We start from the raw sequence: 15,382 nt of genomic DNA, 5'->3' as shown, positions 1-15,382 counted from the left end.
TTTTTATAGAAAAAAAAACACCCGCCCCAACCCCCGCTCCTACACGATCAGATTTTGCCAGGGGGCAACGCGCAACCCCTTGAAACACAAGGCAAGAACCCCCGCCAGTAAAAAAATTCAAAAAAGCCCTCAAGCATCCTGCCATCACGACGATAACTATTACGAAGGTTCTCTAGGCCACACCCGGCGGTTGCCAGGGCCGGAAGCCGCAGTATTTATCTAATGAGGATTTCGTCATGGCTTTATCCGTTAACACCAACGTCACGTCCCTGACCGTTCAGAAAAACCTGAACAAAGCCGGTGATGCGCTGAGCACCTCGATGACCCGTCTGTCTTCCGGCCTGAAAATCAACAGCGCCAAAGACGACGCCGCTGGCCTGCAGATGGCCAACCGTCTGACCTCGCAGACCAAAGGCATGACCGTGGCGATCAACAACGCCAACAACGCCAGCTCCATCGCCCAGACCGCTGAAGGCGCGATGCAAGAGTCCACCAACATTCTGCAACGTCTGCGTGAACTGGCTCTGCAGTCCGCGAACGGTGATAAAAGCGCCGACGACCGTGCTGCGCTGCAACAAGAATTCACCGCAAAAACCGGTGAACTGACCCGTATTGCCCAAACCACTACGTTCGGTGGTCGTAACATCCTGGACGGTTCTTTCCAGAACCAGGCCTTCCAGGTAGGCGCGGATGCCAACCAGACCATTACTTTCGGTATGAGCGATATCGGTGCAGCTTCGTTGAAGGGGACTTCGAGCGAAGCCACTGTTGCCGGTACCAAGACTTCGTTGGCGGCTTCGGTAACAGGTCAGGCTGTGACTTTGCCGGGCACTCCTGGCGCTAACCCTGGTGATGCTGTTACTCCGGGTCTGGGTAGTGACGCGGATATCAAAATCAACGGCAAAACCATTAGCCTTGTAGCGGCCGATGCGAGCTTGGCAGCTATAGCTACAAAGATTAGTGCCGCTGCTGCCGATACGGGTACGCCCCCGGTTCCGGGTACTGGTACTGGAGTGAAGGCAAAAGTCTCCGCCGACGGAACTCGTCTGGAGTTGACTTCGGCTGATGGTAAAGCCATCAAGTTGGAAAACGGTGATGGTGATAAAGGCGCCGGTGCATTGGCAAAGCTGGGCCTTACAGCAGGTACGAGCGCCCCAAAACTTGACGCAGCTTCTTCGATCACCCTGAATGGCACTGAGATCAAATTCGCTGCCAACTCGTCCATGGCCGACGTAGTTTCCTCCATCAACAGCGCAAGCACCGGCGTGACCGCCAGCCTGAAGGACGACGGTACCCTGAGCCTGTTCTCCACTAAGGACATCAAGATTGGCAATGGCAGCACCGCGTCGGGTCTGAAGGAGTTGGGTCTGGATGGTGCTGTAACAGCTGATAACGGGGGCGTTACAAAAGCCATCAGCCAAGAGTCCAGCGTTGCTGACCTGAGCATTCTGGATGCCAACTCGGCGCAAAAAACCATCCAGGCTCTGCAAGGCGCGATCGAGCAGATCGACACCCAACGTGCCGCCCTGGGTGCCGTACAAAACCGTTTCGACAGCACTGTGGCTAACCTGCAAAGCATTTCCGAGAACTCGACCGCAGCCCTGGGCCGTGTTCAGGACACTGACTTCGCTGCCGAAGCGGCTCAGCTGACCAAGCAACAAACCCTGCAACAGGCATCCACTGCGATCCTGTCCCAGGCGAACCAACTGCCATCCGCTGTGATGAAGCTGCTTCAGTAACTTCAGCGCGCGGTTGATAACGGAAGGGCGCGTTTACGTGCCCTTTTGTTTTTTCAGGGGTGAGGTGATGACATGGACATGAGCATCAAATTGAATTCTGCCTATCCAACCGCCGTCGGGCAGTCCAGCCCTAAGCCAGCCGCGGTTGCCGTTGCTCAGACTGACAGCCCCGACATTGCGCTGCCAGGCAAGCCGCCTGAGCGTTTCGAGGTTGAAAAAGCGGTCAGTGATTTACGCGACTTTGCGCAATCTCACCAGCGTCAGCTGGATTTTTCGATTGATGACACCACCGGCATCATGGTGGTCAAAGTCATCGCCAGCCAAAGCGGTGAAGTGATTCGCCAGCTACCTTCAGAAGTTGCCCTTAAACTGGCGCAAAATCTGGCAGATCCCAACAGTCTGCTTTTTAACGCCAATGCTTGAAGGTGGCATGAAATATGAAGCTGTCCGTGGCTGCGGCATTTTTGTCAAAAAAGTGTGTGCCCATAAAGCGCCAGCCACCGAACCAGGAGAATAAAGATGGCCAGTTCAACGATTACCGGCGTCGGTTCAGGTTTTGACACGGTAGGCATCGTCAAAGCCTTGGTGGATGCTGAAAAAGCCCCCAAGCAAGCGCAAATCACCAAGCTGCAAACCACCACCACCACGCAATTGTCAGCGGTGGGCACGGTCAAGGCTTCGCTTGAAACCTACCGCACGGCCATCGCCAAGCTCAACACGGAGGCCAGTTTCAACGGGCTTGCCGGCACGTCATCGGACGAGAAAATTTCCAAGGTCACGCTGGGCGATAAAGCCGCCAGCGGTATCTATGCCCTTAATGTCACGCAATTGGCGACGGCTTCAAAAGTCACCAGCCAGGTATTTGAAGGCAGTTCTGCGGTCGTTAACTCGAGCGGGAAGGACGCAACGCTGACCATCTCCCAGTCCGATAACAATTACGACGTTAAAATCCCGGCGGGCGCGACGATGCAGCAGACCCGCGACGCGATCAACACGCAGCTGCAATCCAAGGGCATCAGCGCCAACGTGCTGACCGACGCCCACGGCTCGCGCCTGGTCATCAGTTCGCAGACCACCGGCAAGGGCACGGACATCACCCTCAGCGGCGATTCCGAGCTGGCCACTGGCTATGATGCCGGAAAACCGCCGCTCAACGCCGAGTACACCATTGATAACGTCGTGATGGAATCGACGAGCAACAAGATCACCTCGGCCATCAGTGGTGTGAGCATTGAATTGCTCGATACCAAGCCGTCGACCATTACCGTGGCGTCCAACACCACCACCTTGAAGACGTCGGTACAGTCATTTGTCAGTGCTTACAACGCGCTGATGACCAGCATCAACACCCAGACCAAAGTCACTGCCACCGGTGATGCGGCCACGACCACCACCGGCGCGCTGACCGGCGATGCGTCGATGCGCCAACTGGTCAACGGAATCCGTAACGAGCTGCTGCAGAACACCGGGGGGTCTACTGTGGGCAACCTGGCGCAGATGGGCATCAGTACGGACCAGAAAACCGGCCTGCTGACTCTGGATGACAGCAAATGGAACGCCGCCGTGGCCACGCCGAACGGGCCTACCGAGATTGCCAAGGTGTTTACCGGCGACACCGGTCTGATCACGCGCATGACCAAGGCCACCGACAGTTATGTCGGCACCACCGGGCTGCTGACCACCCGGGCCTCGGATCTGAACGCCAAGCTGACCGATCTGACCGATCAGCAAAAGACCCTGGACAGCCGCATGGACACGCTGAAAACCACGCTGACCGCCAAGTACACGGCGATGGACGGCCTGATCGCGAAGATCAACGCCAGCAGCTCCAGCATCATGACCACGCTCAACTCGTTGAATAACCCGAAGTCCAATAACTGATTTTCCGCGCGTCTGACGTGGCTTGAGCGCTAAAGCTTTGAGCCCCGGCGCCGACATAAGAAGTAAGACTTAGCCCATTTGTGATGAGGTAGAAACATGAACCCGATGCGCGCCCTTCGTCAGTATCAGAAGGTCAATTCCCACGCTCAAATCTCCGAAGCCAGCCCGCATCGCTTGATTCAGATGCTGATGGAGGGCGGTCTCGAGCGCATGGCTCAGGCCAAAGGTGCGTTGAGCCGTGGTGATATTCCGCAGAAGGCGCTGTTGCTGACCAAGGCCGTGGACATTATTGGCGGCCTGCGTCAGGGCCTGGATGAAGACAAGACCGATGACAAGGCAGCGCTGCAGCAACTGGACAGCCTGTACGAGTACATGGCGGTGCGTCTGACCCAGGCCAATATCAAGAACGACCCGCAAATCATCGACGAAGTCGCGCGCCTGCTGATCACCGTGAAAAGCGGCTGGGACGAGATCGCCCCGCAATAAACCCAATGGCCTGAGGAGTGCGTCATGAGCCAACTGCAACGAATTCAAGAAACCCGCGACGCGCTGATCCATGCCTTGGCCGAGCGTAATTGGGATGCCATCGGCGAACTGGATTCGGCGTGCCGGGAATGTGTCGAGACGGTGCTGGACGAAACGCCGCTGGATGAAGCGGTGTTGCGCGAAAATCTGGAGGGTTTGCTGGTGGTGTATCGCATGCTGCTGGAGGCTGCCACGGATGAGCGACAACTGGTGGTCGAGCAAATGGCGCAGATCAATCAAGCAAAAAATGCTTCAAAGGTTTACCATTTGTTCGGTTAAGGCATAAGAAGTATGGGGTTAATCCCTTTGGCGGCGCCATAAATTTGACTGTGTATGTTTTTTTGACTTAACTAGTACGTATTCTGATTTCAGTCGCCTTACAGATCCAACAGGGTCAGGGCGGCTAGCGTACCCAAACTATCCGGGTACTGAGTTGACTAGGGAAGTTGCTATTGCATGTGGCGTGAAACCAAAATTCTGCTGATCGATGACGATAGCGTCCGCCGCCATGACCTGGCGGTGATTTTAAATTTTCTCGGCGAGGAGAATTTAACCAGCCCTAGTCACGAGTGGGAGCAGGCGGTTGGCGCCTTGTCGTCCAGCCGTGAAGTGCTCTGCGTACTGATCGGTTCGGTGAGCGCTTCTGGCGGAATTTCAGGCCTGCTTAAGACACTGGCTACCTGGGATGAGTTCCTTCCGATTTTACTTTTAGGCGATATTTCTTCCACGGACCTGCCTGAAGACCAGCGCCGCCGGGTCTTGTCCAGCCTCGAAATGCCGCCCAGCTACAGCAAATTGCTGGATTCCCTGCATCGCGCGCAGGTCTATCGTGAAATGTACGATCAGGCCCGAGAGCGCGGTCGTCACCGTGAGCCTAACCTTTTCCGTAGCTTGGTCGGCACCAGCCGGGCGATTCAGCACGTGCGCCAGATGATGCAGCAAGTGGCCGACACCGACGCCAGTGTGTTGATCCTGGGCGAGTCCGGGACGGGCAAGGAAGTGGTCGCGCGCAACCTGCATTACCATTCCAAGCGCCGCGATGCGCCGTTTGTGCCGGTCAATTGCGGGGCGATCCCGGCAGAACTGCTTGAAAGCGAGCTGTTCGGGCACGAGAAGGGCGCCTTCACCGGGGCTATCACCAGCCGCGCCGGGCGTTTCGAACTGGCTAACGGCGGTACGCTGTTCCTCGATGAAATCGGTGACATGCCGCTGCCGATGCAGGTCAAGTTGCTGCGCGTATTGCAGGAGCGCACCTTCGAGCGCGTGGGCAGCAACAAGACCCAAAGCGCTGACGTGCGGATCATCGCCGCCACCCACAAAAACCTCGAAAGCATGATTGAAGTCGGCGCCTTCCGCGAAGACTTGTATTACCGCCTCAACGTGTTCCCCATTGAAATGGCGCCGTTGCGCGAGCGGGTGGAAGACATCCCGCTGCTGCTCAACGAGCTGATTTCACGTATGGAGCACGAAAAACGCGGTTCGATCCGCTTTAATTCTGGCGCCATTATGTCGTTGTGCCGCCACGCCTGGCCGGGCAACGTTCGCGAACTGGCCAACCTGGTGGAGCGCATGGCGATCATGCATCCCTACGGCGTGATCGGCGTTGCCGAATTGCCGAAAAAATTCCGCTATGTCGACGATGAAGACGAGCAATTGGTCGATAGCCTGCGCAGCGACATGGAAGAGCGCGTGGCGATCAACAACAGTACGCCGGACTTCACCACCAGCGCGATGCTGCCGCCCGAAGGTCTGGACCTCAAGGACTACCTGGGCGGGCTGGAGCAAGGCTTGATCCAGCAAGCGCTGGACGACGCCAACGGCATCGTCGCTCGCGCCGCCGAGCGCCTGCGGATACGCCGCACGACCCTGGTCGAAAAAATGCGCAAATACGGCATGAGCCGTCGCGAAGGCGAAGAGCAGGGCGACGACTAGCCCCGCCGCTCCTACAGGGTCCCGTTTCAATCCTTTGATCTGCATCAACACATCCACCTTCAGTTCGCGAATGTTATTTTTCGGGCACGGGTATTGCTTTGCTTGGGTTAACGAACCGTTTTATGACGGTCAGCCAAGCGAGAACGCCTCATGCCCCATGCCGCTCAACAGTCCTCGGTCCCTGATCTCGCAGGGGCTGCCATGTCTCTGACCACCATGCCCGTCAACGCGGCGCAGCTTGAGCAGGCGTTCTCGCTGTTCAATCAGATGTCGACCCAGTTGACCGACTCTTACAGCCTGCTGGAAGCCCGGGTTGCCGAGCTTAAAGGTGAGCTGGCGCTGGCCGGTGAGCAGCGTGTGGCCGAACTGGCAGAAAACGAACGGCTGGCCAATCGCTTGCAACACTTGCTGGACCTGCTGCCCGGCGGGGTCATCGTGATCGATGACCGTGGCCTGGTCAGCGAAGCCAACCCGGCAGCCTGCGAGCTGTTGGGGTTGCCGCTGCAGGGCGAGTTGTGGCGTCACGTGATTGCCCGCTGCTTTGCGCCGCGTGAAGACGACGGCCATGAAGTCTCGCTTAAAGACGGGCGGCGCCTGTCGATTGCCACCCGTTCGCTGGACCCGGAGCCGGGGCAGTTAGTGTTGCTCAACGACCTGACAGAAACCCGGCGCCTGCAAGACCAGTTGTCCCGGCATGAGCGTTTGTCGTCGTTGGGGCGCATGGTCACTTCTTTGGCGCATCAGATCCGCACGCCTTTGTCGGCGGCGTTGATCTATGCCAGCCATCTGACCGAGCAAGCGTTGCCGGTAGAGACCCAGCAGCGCTTTGCCGGACGTTTGAAAGAGCGCTTGCACGAACTGGAACACCAGGTGCGCGACATGCTGGTGTTTGCCCGTGGCGAGCTGCCGCTGGAAGACCGCGTTTCCCCCAAAGCCTTGATGCAGGCGCTGCAAGCAGCGGCACAGACCCATGTTGAAGGGGTGTCAATGCGTTGGCAGTGCGATGTTCATCACGGTTTAGTGTTGTGCAACCGCGACACGCTGGTGGGCGCGTTGCTCAACCTGATTGAAAACGCGCTGCAAGCCGGCGCCGTGCGGCTCAAGGTGCATCTTTACGCCCGCGACAACGTACTGCGCCTGTGTGTGAGTGACAGCGGCAGCGGCATTGAGCCCAAAGTACTGGAGCGTCTGGGCGAACCGTTTTTTACCACCAAGGCCACCGGTACCGGGCTTGGTCTGGCAGTGGTCACGGCCGTGGTGCGTGCGCATCAGGGCGATTTGTCATTACGTTCGCGGCTGGGGCGGGGCACTTGTGCCTTGCTCTGCGTGCCGCTGATTCCAGTTGCAGGGGAGGCTAACTGATGGCGATGCAAATCAAGGTTCTGCTGGTCGAGGACGACCGCGCCCTGCGTGAAGCGCTGGCGGACACGCTGTTGCTGGCCGGTCACGATTTCAAGGCCGTAGGCTCTGGCGAAGAAGCGCTGCAGGCGGTGACAGGCGAGGCGTTTAATCTGGTGGTCAGCGACGTCAACATGCCAGGCATGGATGGCCATCAGTTGCTCAGCCGCTTGCGCGCCAGCCAGCCGCAGTTGCCGGTGCTGTTGATGACCGCTCACGGCGCAGTCGAGCGTGCGGTAGATGCCATGCGCCAGGGCGCCGCGGATTATCTGGTCAAACCGTTTGAGCCCAAGGCCTTGCTGGAACTCGTGGCGCGGCATGCGCTGGGCAGCCTGGGCGCAGCCGATGCCGAAGGCCCGGTGGCGGTTGAGCCCGCGAGCATACAACTGCTGGCACTGGCCGCCCGCGTGGCCAAAAGTGACTCCACGGTGTTGATTTCCGGCGAGTCGGGTACGGGTAAAGAAGTGCTGGCGCGTTACATTCACCAGCATTCCAGCCGGGGTGATCAGCCGTTTGTGGCGATCAACTGCGCGGCGATCCCGGACAACATGCTCGAAGCCACCTTGTTTGGCCATGAAAAAGGCTCGTTTACCGGCGCCATTGCTGCGCAGGCAGGCAAGTTTGAGCAGGCCGATGGCGGCACCTTGCTGCTGGACGAAATCTCGGAAATGCCGCTGGGCCTGCAAGCTAAATTGCTGCGGGTGCTGCAAGAGCGTGAGGTCGAGCGTGTGGGCGGGCGCAAGCCGATTGCCCTGGATATTCGTGTGATCGCCACCACCAACCGCGATCTGGCGGGCGAAGTGGCGGCGGGGCGCTTCCGTGAAGACTTGTACTACCGTCTTTCGGTGTTCCCGCTGGCCTGGCGCCCGCTGCGTGAACGCACGGCGGATATCGTGCCGCTGGCTGAGCGACTGCTGGCCAAGCACATTGGCAAAATGAAACACGCGCCGGTGCGTTTTTCGGCGCAGGCGCAAGCGTGTCTGACGGGGTATGCGTGGCCGGGCAACGTGCGTGAATTGGACAACGCCATTCAGCGAGCCCTGATCCTGCAGCAAAGCGGCTTGATAGAAGCGGCCGACTTTTGCCTGGCCGGGCCGGTGGTTTATGCGCCGCTGCCTGCGGTGGCACCGGTCGAGTCGTCGGGCGCGTTGGGGGACGACCTGCGGCGCCATGAGTTTGAAATGATCATCGACACCTTGCGTGCCGAGCGTGGTCGGCGCAAAGAGGCGGCGGAACGTCTGGGCATCAGCCCGCGTACCTTGCGCTATAAATTGGCGCAAATGCGCGACGCCGGGATGGATGTCGAGGCTTATTTGTTTGCAGCCACCTGAAAAGCCCCTCACCCCAACCCTCTCCCGGAGGGAGAGGGAGCTGTTTTGCGGTGTGGCGAAAATGTTCAGCAGCCCCCGGGTCAGTTCCATCTCCCGGAGGGAGAGGGAGCTGTTTTGTGGTGTGGCGAAAATGTTCAGCAGCCCCCGGGTCAGTTCCTTCTCCCGGAGGGAGAGGGGGCTGTTTTGTGGTGTGACGTAAATGTTCAGCAGCCCCCGGGTCAGTTCCATCTCCCGGAGGGAGAGGGGGCTGTTTTGTGGTGTGGCGAAAATGTTCAGCAGCCCCCGGGTCAGTTCTATCTCCCGGAGGGAGAGGGGGCTGTTTTGCGGTGTGACGTAAATGTTCAGCAGCCCCCGGGTTAGTTCCATCTCCCGGAGGGAGAGGGCTGTTTTGTGGTGTGGCGTAAATGTTCAGCAGCCCCCGGGTCAGTTCCATCTCCCGGAGGGAGAGAGGGCTATTTTGTGGTGTGACGTAAATGTTCAGCAGCCCCGGGTCGGTTCAATTTCCCGGAGGGAGAGAGGGCTGTTTTGTGGTGTGACGTAAATGTTCAGCAGCCCCCCGGTCAGTCCCCTCTCCCTCCGGGAGAGGGTTAGGGTGAGGGGCTTTTGATCTTCACTCCATCCCTTGCGATGTTTTGTAACGTTAATCGTGCGAAAACGACAAAGAGCTGGCACCCTTGTTGCTATGTGTCATTAAGAGCAGTGAAAGTGTCAAAAAAATGCGGGTCGGCGGAGGCCATTGTCCATGAGCCAAGGTATTGAATTTAATCGATTGATGTTGGATATGCGGGCCATGCAGATGGACGCCATGGCCCAACCGAAGTCGGCTGTGCAGGCCGCTCCTGAAGCGGGTGCACCGAGCTTCTCCGACATGCTCGGCAACGCGATCAATAAGGTCAGCGAGACGCAGCAGGCGTCGACGCAGTTGTCCAACGCGTTCGAAATCGGCAAAAGCGGTGTCGACCTGACCGACGTGATGGTCGCCTCGCAAAAGGCCAGCGTCTCCTTCCAGGCCATCACCCAAGTCCGTAACAAGCTGGTTCAGGCATACCAAGACATCATGCAGATGCCGGTTTAAGGGCGATATTAAGTCATGGCAGATGCACTCCCGGAAAACGTTCCGGCCAAGTCAGGCCTGGGTGGCGGCAAAGGGCCGCTGTTCGGCTTGTCCTTTCTGGACAACCTGGCCGAGATGACCATGTTGCGTCAGGTCGGCCTTATGGTCGGTCTGGCGGCGAGCGTGGCCATTGGTTTTGCCGTGGTGTTGTGGTCGCAACAGCCCGATTACCGGCCGCTGTACGGCAGCCTGGCCGGTATGGATGCCAAGCAGGTCATGGAAACCCTGGCCGCCGCCGATATTGCCTACACCGTTGAACCCAATTCCGGTGCCTTGCTGGTCAAGGCCGATGACGTCTCGCGCGCGCGGCTCAAGCTCGCGGCCGCAGGCGTCACGCCTTCAGACGGCAACGTCGGTTTTGAAATTCTCGACAAAGACCAGGGCCTGGGCACCAGCCAATTTATGGAGGCCACGCGCTATCGCCGTGGCCTGGAAGGCGAATTGGCGCGCACCATTTCCAGCCTGAACAACATCAAGGCCGCCCGCGTGCACCTGGCGATTCCCAAAAGCTCGGTGTTCGTGCGTGACGAACGTAAGCCCAGCGCCTCGGTCCTGGTAGAGCTGTACCCTGGTCGCTCGCTGGAGCCGGGCCAGGTGATGGCGATCATCAACCTGGTGGCCACCAGCGTGCCGGAACTGATCAAGTCCCAGGTCACCGTGGTCGACCAAAAAGGCAACTTGCTCTCGGATCAGGCGGAAAACTCCGAACTGACCATGGCTGGCAAGCAGTTCGATTACAGCCGCCGCATGGAAGGCATGCTCACCCAGCGCGTGCACAATATCCTGCAACCAGTGCTGGGCAATGATCGCTACAAGGCTGAAGTGTCGGCCGACGTTGATTTCAGCTCGGTCGAGTCCACCTCCGAGCAGTTCAACCCGGACCAGCCGGCTTTGCGCAGCGAGCAATCGACCAGCGAACAACGCACCGCCAGCAATGGCCCGCAAGGCGTACCGGGGGCGTTGAGCAATCAACCGCCAGCCCCGGCTACCGCGCCACAGCAAACCGGCCAGGCCGGGGCGGGCGGCGCAGGCATGGTGCAACCGGGCCAGCCGCTGCTCGATGCCAACGGCCAGCAAATCATGGACCCGGCCACCGGCCAGCCAATGCTCGCACCTTACCCGGCCGACAAGCGTTCGCAGTCGACCCGCAACTTTGAGCTGGACCGCTCCATCAGTCACACCAAGCAGCAGCAGGGCAAGGTCAATCGCCTGTCGGTGGCCGTGGTCATTGATGATCAGGCCGTCGTCAACCCGGCGAATGGCGAAGTGACCCGCACGCCATGGAGCGCCGACCAATTGGCGCGTTTCACCCGCCTGGTGCAAGACGCCGTGGGCTTTGATGCCAGCCGTGGCGACAGTGTCAGCGTGATCAACGTGCCGTTCTCCAGCGAGCGTGGCGAAGTGATTGCCGACATTCCGTTCTACTCGCAGCCCTGGTTCTGGGACGTGGTCAAGCAAGTGCTGGGTGTGCTGTTCATTCTGGTGCTGGTGTTTGGCGTGCTGCGCCCGGTCCTCAACAACATCACCGGCAATGGCCGTCATAAAAACGCGGCGGGCATTGGCAGCGATGGTGACTTGGGCGGGATGGGCGGCCTGGACAGCGAGCTGGCCAATGACCGCGTCAGCCTCAGCGGCCCGCAAAGCATCATGCTGCCGAGCCCGAGCGAGGGCTATGACGCGCAGCTCAATGCGATCAAGAGTCTGGTAGCCGAAGACCCGGGCCGCGTGGCCCAGGTTGTCAAAGAGTGGATCAACGCTGATGAGTGATAACCGAGCGGCCGCCAACGCCAAGCTGACCCGTGTCGACAAGGCAGCCATTTTGCTGCTGTCGTTGGGCGAAGCCGATGCCGCGCAAGTGCTGCGGCACATGGGGCCTAAAGAAGTGCAGCGTGTGGGTGTGGCGATGGCGCAAATGCGCAACGTGCACCGCGAGCAAGTCGAGCAGGTAATGAGCGAGTTCGTCGAAATTGTCGGCGATCAGACCAGCCTGGGCGTCGGCTCTGACAGCTATATCCGTAAAATGCTGACCTCGGCACTGGGCGAAGACAAGGCCAATGGCCTGATCGACCGTATTCTGCTGGGCGGCAATACCAGCGGCCTGGACAGCCTGAAGTGGATGGAACCGCGTGCCGTGGCCGATGTGATTCGCTTCGAGCACCCGCAGATTCAAGCCATTGTGGTGGCCTACCTCGACCCTGATCAGGCGGGCGAAGTCCTGGGTCATTTCGATCAAAAGGCCCGCCTGGACATCATCCTGCGCGTGTCTTCGCTGAACACCGTGCAACCGGCAGCGTTGAAGGAACTCAACCAGATCCTCGAGAAACAATTCGCCGGCAACTCCAATGCGGCGCGCACCTCGCTGGGCGGTATCAAGCGGGCGGCCGACATCATGAACTTCCTCGACAGCTCCATGGAAGCGCAGTTGATGGACTCGATCCGTGACATCGACGAAGACCTGTCCGAGCAGATCGAAGACCTGATGTTCGTGTTCAACAACCTGGCTGATGTTGACGACCGCGGCATTCAGGCGCTGTTGCGCGAAGTGTCTTCGGACGTGCTGGTGCTGGCGCTCAAGGGCTCGGATGACAACGTTCAGGACAAGATCTTCAAGAACATGTCCAAGCGCGCGGCCGAACTGCTGCGCGACGACCTGGAGGCCAAAGGCCCGGTGCGGGTCAGCGATGTCGAAACCGCACAAAAAGAAATCCTCACCATTGCCCGCCGTATGGCCGAAGCCGGAGAAATCGTTCTCGGCGGCAAGGGCGGCGAAGAGATGATCTAAGTGAGCAACGGTGAGTCGCCCGGGGATGTAATCCGCGCCAAGGATGTCGGTGCTTTTGACGTATGGGGGTTGCCCAGTTTTGACCCGTACCAAGAAGAACCCGAGGTGCCAGAACCTGAGCCCGAACCGGTTGAAGAACTGCCCGTCGACAGCGAAGAAGTGCCGCTGGAAGAGGTCCAGCCGCTGACCCTCGAAGAGCTGGAAAGCATCCGCCAGGAAGCCTGGAACGAAGGTTTTGCCACGGGCGAAAAAGAAGGCTTTCACAGCACCCAGCTCAAGGTCCGCCAGGAAGCTGAAGTGGCCTTGAACGCCAAGGTCGCCAGCCTTGAGCGGTTGATGAGCAGCCTGCTGGCACCGCTGGCCGAGCAAGACCAGCAGCTTGAAAAAGCCATGGTCGGGCTGGTCGAGCACATGACCCGGCTGGTGATCCAGCGCGAGTTGAAAACCGATTCCAGCCAGATCCAGCAAGTGTTGCGCGACGGCCTGAAGCTCTTGCCCATGGGCGCCGAGAACATCCGGCTGTTTATCAACCCGCAAGACTTCGACCAGATCAAGGCTTTGCGCGAGCGCCATGACGAGCGCTGGAAAATTGTCGAGGACGACAGCCTGCAACCGGGCGGCTGCCGGATCGAAACGGAACACAGCCGCATCGACGCCAGTATCGAAACCCGGATCAAACTGGCCATGAGCCAGGTATTTGATCAACTGCACGAACAGTCGTTGCACCCGGCTGCGCCGGACATCGACATCGACCTGGATCAGCCCCATGCACCTTAAGCGCACAAGCTTCGCCAAGCGCCTGAGCAGCTACGCCCCGGCGGTGTCATTGCCTGCCCAACCGGTGGTCGAGGGTCGGCTGTTGCGCATGGTCGGCCTCACCCTTGAAGCCGAAGGCCTGCGCGCGGCCATGGGCAGCCGTTGCCTGGTGATCAACGACGACTTGTTTCATCCGGTGGAAGTCGAAGCCGAAGTGATGGGCTTTTCGGGCAGCAAAATTTTCCTGATGCCGGTGGGCAGCGTTGCGGGTATCGCGCCGGGGGCCCGCGTGGTGCCGTTGGCTGACACCGGGCGTTTGCCCATGGGCATGAGCATGCTCGGGCGCGTCCTCGATGGCGCGGGCAGGGCGCTGGACGGCAAAGGCCCGATGAAAGCCGAAGACTGGGTGCCGATGGACGGCCCGACCATCAACCCGCTCAAGCGTGACCCGATCAGCGTGCCGCTGGACGTGGGCATTCGCAGCATCAACGGATTATTGACGGTCGGTCGCGGCCAGCGCCTGGGCCTGTTTGCCGGTACTGGCGTGGGCAAGAGTGTGCTGTTGGGCATGATGACGCGCTTTACCGAGGCCGACATTATCGTGGTGGGCCTGATCGGTGAGCGGGGCCGCGAGGTGAAGGAGTTCATCGAGCATATCCTTGGCGAAGAAGGGCTAAAGCGCTCGGTGGTGGTCGCGTCACCCGCCGACGATGCGCCGCTGATGCGTTTGCGTGCGGCCATGTACTGCACGCGCATTGCCGAATACTTTCGCGACAAGGGTAAAAACGTCCTCTTGCTGATGGACTCCCTGACCCGTTTCGCCCAGGCCCAGCGGGAAATCGCCCTGGCCATTGGCGAGCCGCCCGCGACCAAGGGCTACCCGCCGTCGGTGTTCGCCAAACTGCCCAAGCTGGTGGAGCGTGCCGGTAATGCCGAAGCCGGGGGCGGTTCGATCACCGCGTTTTACACCGTGTTGTCCGAGGGTGATGACCAGCAAGACCCGATTGCCGACTCGGCACGGGGCGTACTCGACGGGCACATCGTGCTGTCGCGACGTTTGGCTGAAGAAGGCCACTATCCGGCCATTGATATTGAAGCGTCCATCAGCCGGGTGATGCCGTCGGTGGTCAGCGCCGAGCACATGCGCCGTGCGCAACAATTCAAACAACTGTGGTCGCGCTTCCAGCAGGCGCGGGACTTGATCAGTGTGGGCGCCTACGTGGCCGGTGGCGACCGTGAAACCGACACGGCGATTGCCCTGCAACCGGCCATGGTCGCGTACCTGCGCCAAGGGCTGAACGACAACATCAGTCTGGGCGAAAGCAGCGGCCACCTGGCCACAATCTTCGCTCCGGCGGCGGGTGGTTAAGCGATTATGGCGAGCGGGGGAAGGGCGGCGCGTCTGGCGCCAGTGGTCGAAATGGCCGAAAAAACCGAGAAGGCGGCCGCCCAGCGCCTGGGGCACTTTCAGGGCCAGGTCAATCTGGCCAACAGCAAGCTCGGCGATCTGGAAAACTTCCGGGGTGAATATCAGGCGCAGTGGGTTGAGCGCGGCAGCCAGGGCGTGTCAGGCCAATGGCTGCGCAATTACCAGTACTTTCTCGGCCAGCTCGAAACGGCAGTAGGTCAGCAACGCCAAAGCTTGCAGTGGCATGAAAACAACCTCAACAAAGCTCGTGAGTCCTGGCAGCAGGCGTATGCCCGGGTCGAAGGCTTGCGCAAGCTGGTGCAGCGTTACGCTGACGAAGCCCGCCAGCTGGAGGACAAGCGCGAGCAAAAGCTGATGGACGAACTGTCCCAGCGCCTGCCGCGCAAAGAGGTTTATTAACCCGCATGCCCCTGTAGGAGGGAGCTTGTCTCGCGATCTTTTGATCTTTTAAAGATCACGACACAAGCTCGCTCTTACAACCTGCCCATTTGTTCA

General features: G+C 59.5%; 15 protein-coding genes. All 15 read left to right on the top strand.

What is annotated here, in order from left to right; genetic code table 11:
- Nucleotides 1–223, top strand: a 223-nt coding sequence (locus NTD86_RS14150; RefSeq protein WP_262203116.1) for a hypothetical protein, incomplete at its 5' end; no start/stop codon positions are given.
- A gap of 13 nt (nt 224–236) precedes the next feature.
- Nucleotides 237–1,739 carry a flagellin gene (locus NTD86_RS14145; protein WP_262203114.1) on the top strand — a complete coding sequence of 501 codons (1,503 nt, stop codon included), beginning with the start codon at nt 237–239 and terminating at the stop codon, nt 1,737–1,739.
- Between the two features lie 72 nt (nt 1,740–1,811).
- Entirely contained in the window at nt 1,812–2,162 is a 351-nt protein-coding gene (locus tag NTD86_RS14140; protein ID WP_262203113.1) for a flagellar protein FlaG, read from the top strand.
- 96 nt (nt 2,163–2,258) lie between these two features.
- Nucleotides 2,259–3,620 carry a flagellar filament capping protein FliD gene (gene fliD, locus NTD86_RS14135; RefSeq protein WP_262203112.1) on the top strand — a complete coding sequence of 454 codons (1,362 nt, stop codon included), beginning with the start codon at nt 2,259–2,261 and terminating at the stop codon, nt 3,618–3,620.
- A 96-nt stretch (nt 3,621–3,716) separates the two neighbouring features.
- Complete coding sequence (gene fliS / locus NTD86_RS14130; protein ID WP_262203110.1) at nt 3,717–4,106, top strand: flagellar export chaperone FliS; 390 nt, start codon at nt 3,717–3,719, stop codon at nt 4,104–4,106.
- A 24-nt stretch (nt 4,107–4,130) separates the two neighbouring features.
- A complete protein-coding gene (locus NTD86_RS14125; protein ID WP_262203109.1) occupies nt 4,131–4,424 on the top strand; it encodes a flagellar protein FliT in 294 nt (97 codons plus the stop codon).
- 177 nt (nt 4,425–4,601) lie between these two features.
- A complete protein-coding gene (locus NTD86_RS14120) occupies nt 4,602–6,077 on the top strand; it encodes a sigma-54 dependent transcriptional regulator (RefSeq protein ID WP_262203108.1) in 1,476 nt (491 codons plus the stop codon).
- A gap of 201 nt (nt 6,078–6,278) precedes the next feature.
- A complete protein-coding gene (locus NTD86_RS14115) occupies nt 6,279–7,439 on the top strand; it encodes a sensor histidine kinase (protein WP_262203107.1) in 1,161 nt (386 codons plus the stop codon).
- Nucleotides 7,440–7,444: 5 nt separating this feature from the next.
- Nucleotides 7,445–8,806, top strand: a complete 1,362-nt coding sequence (locus NTD86_RS14110; RefSeq protein WP_262203122.1) for a sigma-54-dependent transcriptional regulator — start codon at nt 7,445–7,447, stop codon at nt 8,804–8,806.
- Between the two features lie 742 nt (nt 8,807–9,548).
- Nucleotides 9,549–9,881: a flagellar hook-basal body complex protein FliE gene (gene fliE, locus NTD86_RS14105; RefSeq protein WP_262203106.1), complete on the top strand. Its 333-nt coding sequence runs from the start codon at nt 9,549–9,551 to the stop codon at nt 9,879–9,881.
- A 15-nt stretch (nt 9,882–9,896) separates the two neighbouring features.
- Nucleotides 9,897–11,687, top strand: coding sequence for a flagellar basal-body MS-ring/collar protein FliF (gene fliF / locus NTD86_RS14100; protein WP_262203104.1), 1,791 nt, complete (start codon nt 9,897–9,899; stop codon nt 11,685–11,687).
- On the top strand, nt 11,680–12,702 hold the full coding sequence (gene fliG / locus NTD86_RS14095; protein ID WP_262203103.1) for a flagellar motor switch protein FliG: 1,023 nt from the start codon (nt 11,680–11,682) through the stop codon (nt 12,700–12,702). The genes fliF and fliG overlap by 8 nt, the downstream gene beginning before the upstream one ends.
- Nucleotides 12,703–13,479 carry a flagellar assembly protein FliH gene (gene fliH, locus NTD86_RS14090; protein WP_262203101.1) on the top strand — a complete coding sequence of 259 codons (777 nt, stop codon included), beginning with the start codon at nt 12,703–12,705 and terminating at the stop codon, nt 13,477–13,479. It abuts the gene before it with no gap.
- Complete coding sequence (gene fliI / locus NTD86_RS14085; protein ID WP_262203099.1) at nt 13,469–14,827, top strand: flagellar protein export ATPase FliI; 1,359 nt, start codon at nt 13,469–13,471, stop codon at nt 14,825–14,827. The genes fliH and fliI overlap by 11 nt, the downstream gene beginning before the upstream one ends.
- Nucleotides 14,828–14,833: 6 nt before the next feature.
- On the top strand, nt 14,834–15,286 hold the full coding sequence (gene fliJ, locus NTD86_RS14080) for a flagellar export protein FliJ (RefSeq protein ID WP_262203097.1): 453 nt from the start codon (nt 14,834–14,836) through the stop codon (nt 15,284–15,286).
- Nucleotides 15,287–15,382: the final 96 nt, after the last annotated feature.

Source organism: Pseudomonas sp. 7P_10.2_Bac1 (assembly GCF_025465935.1).
In the GTDB taxonomy this organism is placed as follows: domain Bacteria; phylum Pseudomonadota; class Gammaproteobacteria; order Pseudomonadales; family Pseudomonadaceae; genus Aquipseudomonas.
This window is presented reverse-complemented; position numbering and strand designations above follow the sequence as displayed.

What these genes read in the sequence shown, in the direction of transcription:
- NTD86_RS14145 (WP_262203114.1), top strand. Translation starts at nt 237, where the DNA reads ATGGCTTTATCCGTTAACACCAACGTCACGTCCCTGACCGTTCAGAAA.
- NTD86_RS14140 (WP_262203113.1), top strand. Translation starts at nt 1,812, where the DNA reads ATGGACATGAGCATCAAATTGAATTCTGCCTATCCAACCGCCGTCGGG.
- fliD (WP_262203112.1), top strand. Translation starts at nt 2,259, where the DNA reads ATGGCCAGTTCAACGATTACCGGCGTCGGTTCAGGTTTTGACACGGTA.
- fliS (WP_262203110.1), top strand. Translation starts at nt 3,717, where the DNA reads ATGAACCCGATGCGCGCCCTTCGTCAGTATCAGAAGGTCAATTCCCAC.
- NTD86_RS14125 (WP_262203109.1), top strand. Translation starts at nt 4,131, where the DNA reads ATGAGCCAACTGCAACGAATTCAAGAAACCCGCGACGCGCTGATCCAT.
- NTD86_RS14120 (WP_262203108.1), top strand. Translation starts at nt 4,602, where the DNA reads ATGTGGCGTGAAACCAAAATTCTGCTGATCGATGACGATAGCGTCCGC.
- NTD86_RS14115 (WP_262203107.1), top strand. Translation starts at nt 6,279, where the DNA reads ATGTCTCTGACCACCATGCCCGTCAACGCGGCGCAGCTTGAGCAGGCG.
- NTD86_RS14110 (WP_262203122.1), top strand. Translation starts at nt 7,445, where the DNA reads ATGCAAATCAAGGTTCTGCTGGTCGAGGACGACCGCGCCCTGCGTGAA.
- fliE (WP_262203106.1), top strand. Translation starts at nt 9,549, where the DNA reads ATGAGCCAAGGTATTGAATTTAATCGATTGATGTTGGATATGCGGGCC.
- fliF (WP_262203104.1), top strand. Translation starts at nt 9,897, where the DNA reads ATGGCAGATGCACTCCCGGAAAACGTTCCGGCCAAGTCAGGCCTGGGT.
- fliG (WP_262203103.1), top strand. Translation starts at nt 11,680, where the DNA reads ATGAGTGATAACCGAGCGGCCGCCAACGCCAAGCTGACCCGTGTCGAC.
- fliI (WP_262203099.1), top strand. Translation starts at nt 13,469, where the DNA reads ATGCACCTTAAGCGCACAAGCTTCGCCAAGCGCCTGAGCAGCTACGCC.
- fliJ (WP_262203097.1), top strand. Translation starts at nt 14,834, where the DNA reads ATGGCGAGCGGGGGAAGGGCGGCGCGTCTGGCGCCAGTGGTCGAAATG.